Origin of the sequence: Planktothrix sp. FACHB-1355 (assembly GCF_014748295.1) — a bacterium.
Classification (GTDB): Bacteria; Cyanobacteriota; Cyanobacteriia; order Cyanobacteriales; family Aerosakkonemataceae; genus Aerosakkonema; species Aerosakkonema funiforme_A.
This window is the reverse complement of record NZ_JACJUP010000524.1, coordinates 1-4,447: the sequence shown is the minus strand read 5'-3', so window position 1 is coordinate 4,447 and position 4,447 is coordinate 1. Positions and strand designations below refer to the sequence as shown.

The 4,447-nt window shown below is 42.3% G+C and carries 6 protein-coding genes; all 6 read right to left on the bottom strand.

Going from position 1 to position 4,447, the window contains the following annotated elements; all coding sequences use genetic code 11:
- Nucleotides 1–106 precede the first annotated feature (106 nt).
- The 6 genes from H6S82_RS19805 to gvpA all read right to left on the bottom strand — a co-directional run bounded on the left by H6S82_RS19805 (nt 107) and on the right by gvpA (nt 4,331).
- Entirely contained in the window at nt 107–841 is a 735-nt protein-coding gene (locus tag H6S82_RS19805; protein WP_190463957.1) for a GvpL/GvpF family gas vesicle protein, read from the bottom strand.
- A 43-nt stretch (nt 842–884) separates the two neighbouring features.
- A complete protein-coding gene (locus H6S82_RS19800; RefSeq protein WP_190463958.1) occupies nt 885–1,358 on the bottom strand; it encodes a gas vesicle protein K in 474 nt (157 codons plus the stop codon).
- A gap of 105 nt (nt 1,359–1,463) precedes the next feature.
- Nucleotides 1,464–1,907: a gas vesicle protein gene (locus tag H6S82_RS19795; RefSeq protein ID WP_322111879.1), complete on the bottom strand. Its 444-nt coding sequence runs from the start codon at nt 1,905–1,907 to the stop codon at nt 1,464–1,466.
- 2 nt (nt 1,908–1,909) lie between these two features.
- On the bottom strand, nt 1,910–3,061 hold the full coding sequence (gene gvpN, locus H6S82_RS19790; RefSeq protein ID WP_190463959.1) for a gas vesicle protein GvpN: 1,152 nt from the start codon (nt 3,059–3,061) through the stop codon (nt 1,910–1,912).
- A 399-nt stretch (nt 3,062–3,460) separates the two neighbouring features.
- On the bottom strand, nt 3,461–3,898 hold the full coding sequence (gene gvpC, locus H6S82_RS19785) for a gas vesicle protein GvpC (RefSeq protein ID WP_190463960.1): 438 nt from the start codon (nt 3,896–3,898) through the stop codon (nt 3,461–3,463).
- Nucleotides 3,899–4,112: 214 nt separating this feature from the next.
- Nucleotides 4,113–4,331 carry a gas vesicle structural protein GvpA gene (gvpA, locus tag H6S82_RS19780; protein WP_190463961.1) on the bottom strand — a complete coding sequence of 73 codons (219 nt, stop codon included), beginning with the start codon at nt 4,329–4,331 and terminating at the stop codon, nt 4,113–4,115.
- Between the last annotated feature and the right edge of the window lie 116 nt (nt 4,332–4,447).

The following is a 4,447-nucleotide window of genomic DNA, read 5'->3' as shown; positions in this document are numbered from 1 at the left end:
TCGGTATTGGCACGTTCTTGAATTTGTTGCCCTATCCATGCCAGACCGGTAATTGGCCCCATAATTGGAAATAGTAAAAGTTTCAGAGACATAACTCTGACTCCAGTTAAAAAAGTTGGGCGAATGTATAAGGAGCGGTAAAATTGTTGTAGCGAATTCTGAAGCGATCGCCAAATTTTTGGTCAATAGCTTCGACGCGATCGCTAAATTCAGCCTCCGCATCCCAAGAAATCAAATAAGCAGCGTTGTAAATCATTTCTTCGGTCATCGGGTCGTTTTCCACGACTTCTTTAGCCAAAGAATTTAATTCATCTCGGAAAGCTTGAATTACTTCCTGCTTGCGAAGCAACAAACCGTTTTCAATCATTTGACCGATATCAATGACTTCCTCCATACTCATAGTTTTACCTTCCATCGCATCGCGCTTTTGTTTCAAGTCTTTATTTGCAGAAAGTAGCGCTTGCAATTCTGACTTACTATCCCAAAGAACTTTAACGCTAACTTCTCGGCGTCCCGCTAATTTAGCGAATAAATCTTTTAGTTTATCCTGATGGGGTCTAGTCAATTGTTCTATGACAGTTTCCCAAGTTTTTATTACCATCCCAAAGCGCAAAGGTAGAAGAGTACGAAACCCTTCATTCATCGCTTGTTCTAAAACTCTTTCATGACAAATTAAATTGCGTCGAGAAGCTAGGTATTTTTCCTGTTTAGCGCTCGAATAAAGAAAGGTAAACCCCTCAATAATCGTGCTATATACTGGTTGCTTATCCATTCCTTCTAAGGCTAATTGTTCCGGCATAGAGTCAGGAAAAATGCCGTATAGGTAAAGACCACAATCCATACAATTTTCCAAAAATTTAACAAGCGTTTAACAGCCTTCCCAATTAGGCAGGCATAGATGTCAAAACCAACCTCAGCTTGGCATGAATGAGATTGAGTTGAGCCAAGCCTAAATCCACATTACCTTCTACCACAATGCCGGTATTTAAAAGTCGGTCAAGCAGTTCCAAAATAGAGGGATTGGTACTGCTTTCTCCCGGATAGTAACTTCCCGGCGACGGTAAAAGCGTCCCGAATTCTCCAAGATTTACATTGAGATCGGCAGGATCGACTTCAAAAATATCGCACAAATGGAGAACTTGCTCTGACAATTTTTCCAGGCTTTCAGCCGCTCTATCTAAATCAGAGTCAGTGAGAATTCCTGCTTCCATGCGCCGAATTATTTGTGCTTCCAGCAACTGGCGCACCAGTTCCACAACAGTTAACAGTAAAGGAGCTAAACCCGCTTTACTGTTAACTTTGTCAGCAGCGGAGAATACTTCAGTAGAATTTTCACAAGGCGTGCAAGTTAATGCCATGATGTAAGTTATTTACTGATTTTTTGGCGGCGAGGTTCAATGGCTGAAATTCTGAGGTGAGCAGCTTTATCTTTACTGGAATGACGCCACTTTTCTAGAGACTTGTTATTGTGCAAGCTCGGAATTTTCTGGCTGGTCGGGATATCTTTCATTGTTTTGATCGTAATCATATGCTTCCTTTGCACCTGATGGTAGTTGAGTATTGGTCAAAGCTTTGAGCGATCGCAGTTCTGTTTCTAAACTTTGCAATCGTTCTAGAAGTTGTTGATTTTGCTCCATCAAACCTTGAGATTTGCTACTGAGATAGGGGTCATTTTCCCACCAATTGATTCCCATTTCCCGCGCTTTATCAACTGAAGAAATTAACAAGCGAATACGGATGTGGAGAAGTTCGGTGGTGGCGATGGATACGGAAATATCACCAGCAATCACAATTCCCTTATCTAAAACTCTTTCGAGGATATCCGCTAAGGTAGAACCTTGAGTGGATGTAGTAATGGCTCGACTGGAGTTTGTCTGAGGACGTGTCGGAAGGATAGAGGAAGTCACGATTAGTTTGACTCAAAAAGGGTGAAAAAACGGTCTTGCTGATTGAGCAAGTTTTTTTGTAACAGAGAACTTAGCGCTGTTTCTGCTTGATTGCGACTGATGTTTAATGCCTTGCGAATTTCAGTTACGTCGGCAGTTTTTTTCTGTTGCAAGTAGCGGTAAATTTCTGGTTCGTGGGGAACTAAATTTTCTGGAGAAACGGTATCTGAATCTGGCAAACCAGGTGCAACAGCAAGGTCGATCGATTCGATTTCTATTTTGTTGAGTAGTTCCCAGAAAATAGTGGTAGCTTCGCTGAGCGATAAATTGGTACGCGAAAATAACACGTCAGCACAAATATCGCGGAAATCCGCATTGGATGGCTTCGCAAGGATTTCGTGTTCTCCACAGACTTTACCAATCATCAAACAAGACCGCAAACCAGAAGTTTTTTCTGCCCCTGTTTGCAAACGAAATGTTTTGACTAGCCGCACGATTAATAAAGCATCTTCGCGACTAATTCCCGTTTTTTGCACCAGGATTTCGGTTTGGGTCAACTCATCCGGTTCGGGCATATTAATGGTTACCAACCGATCCATTAAAGCATCCTGAGTTGAGTGGACGCCGCAATATTCTTCGGGATTGGATGTAAAAATAGCCCGAAAATGGGGATGAACGTGAAGATATTCCGGTTGATTGCTGCTGGGAGGTAAGGTGAGAATTTTTTCCTCTAGCGCGGAAAGTAAAACGTTGTTTACTTCGGGGCGGGAACGGTTGAATTCGTCATAAACTAAGGTGAATCCTTCCCGACAAGCCATTGTCAGTCGGGAATCTACCCAATTTTGCTTCAGTTCGTCTTCAACTTTGACAACGTTATGAATATAATTGTCTAGTAGTTTTTTGTGGGTGTAACCGGATTGACTGCCAATCAAGTCGGCACTTGTAAATTCGTCATCTCCGAAAACTAACATAATCGGTCTGGCTAGGCAGTTAGCCAGGTGCATCGCTAGGGTGGTTTTACCCGTCCCCGCAGGCCCGCGCAGGTGAACTGAAAAACCGGATTGCAGGTAACGCAGTGCGCGAGTGGCTACTTTCTGGATGGAAGGTGTAGCGACAAACTGACCTGGACGAACGCGCAGAACGGCTCTTTTGTTATTGATTTGATCGACAGTCATAGTTTAGAACGAGATAAGGTATGAGTATTGAGTTAGCCCGGTTGTGAATTGTAAATTTATGTGCTATAGTGTTAATACAGCTACACAATCACTAGGCTGAAAAGTTTGAAACAGCTTTTAACGGCGGTGAGACTAATCGTTGCTGCCTGTGGAGGGTAAAGAAGAGATTCTCCCGTAGAAGCAGGAAGCCCGAATCCGTAAGGTCGGGAATTGTGCCTCTAGACTGAGTTTTAGGCACTCAGTAGTTGCACAGAATGTCATTGTTTAAAACCTAAAACTCATTGTTGTTTTTGATTACTAACCCCCCGGTCTTACTAGAAAAAACAGCTAGCAGATTAGGGGGTTTTATATTTGAGATCGAGATTTCTCCGCAGCAACTTGTGTATTTGATTAGTTAAATCAATTCTTGGGCTGCTTTGGTGAAATCTTTACTTGCTTTGCAGAAGTAGTAGGAATTCCAAAAATACTGATAAACAGATCCCGGCGGAATTGACGTAGCTGCTGGTTTTGTTCCTTGGCTTGAGTCATCCGTTGTTGATGGGTAGCCGTTAAAAAATCGCGGCTATTTTGCTGCAATTCTTGGTGGAATTTATCCAAATTTGCAGCTTGTTTTTGAGCTTCATCCATCCGTTTTTGATGGGTAGCTGTTAAGAAGTCGCGATTTTCTTGTTGTAAATTTTGATGGAATTGAAACAGTTCTTCCGCTTGCTTTTTAGCTTGGGCGTGTCTTTGTGTTGTGGTATCCGACAGAAATGTTTGAGTCTCTTTAAATAGTTGAGCCACTTCCTCAGCTATTGAACGATGCTCCTGCCGGATTTTTTCCATTAAAGCCGTCATGAGGTTCTCCGCAATAATGCTAAATAACCGTTATTAAACCACACTCGCTGGTTGGGAGCATTCCGGCGACTGTGGTTAAAAGGAACTTCTGCTTTTCTCGCGCCTCGATCGTATAAACGCGGTAATTACGAATCCTTGGAAACAAAAGAAAAGCAGAAGGTTTACCAGAATTTAAGATGTTCTCAACCTTGAGATTGTAGAATCAACTCAATTCTTAAGCAGCAGGCATAGCAGCTGATTGAGTTAGACCAACGGCTTCAGCATACTTCAGATAAGTTTCTACAGAAGCGATCACGACACGAGCTTCGATAGCCAACAATTCAATACCGACTAGAGATACACGAGCCCAAGCATCTACAACAATACCTTTGTCAAGGATGCGATCGATAACTTCAGCCAAGCTAGAGGAAGAATTGGTTTTTTCTACAGCCATTGTTTTGTACCTTTACTCATTGTTGTTGTTGTTTTTGTCGGTGCGAGGCGTTTGTCTTTGCCTTTGCTTTCGACAATATGAATCTATCAATTATTTTTGGGGTTGTAAATACCTCG

Bases quoted from the DNA above. Each gene is read 5' to 3' on its own strand.
- H6S82_RS19805 (WP_190463957.1), bottom strand. From the start codon at position 841: ATGGATTGTGGTCTTTACCTATACGGCATTTTTCCTGACTCTATGCCG.
- H6S82_RS19800 (WP_190463958.1), bottom strand. From the start codon at position 1,358: ATGGCATTAACTTGCACGCCTTGTGAAAATTCTACTGAAGTATTCTCC.
- gvpN (WP_190463959.1), bottom strand. From the start codon at position 3,061: ATGACTGTCGATCAAATCAATAACAAAAGAGCCGTTCTGCGCGTTCGT.
- gvpC (WP_190463960.1), bottom strand. From the start codon at position 3,898: ATGACGGCTTTAATGGAAAAAATCCGGCAGGAGCATCGTTCAATAGCT.
- gvpA (WP_190463961.1), bottom strand. From the start codon at position 4,331: ATGGCTGTAGAAAAAACCAATTCTTCCTCTAGCTTGGCTGAAGTTATC.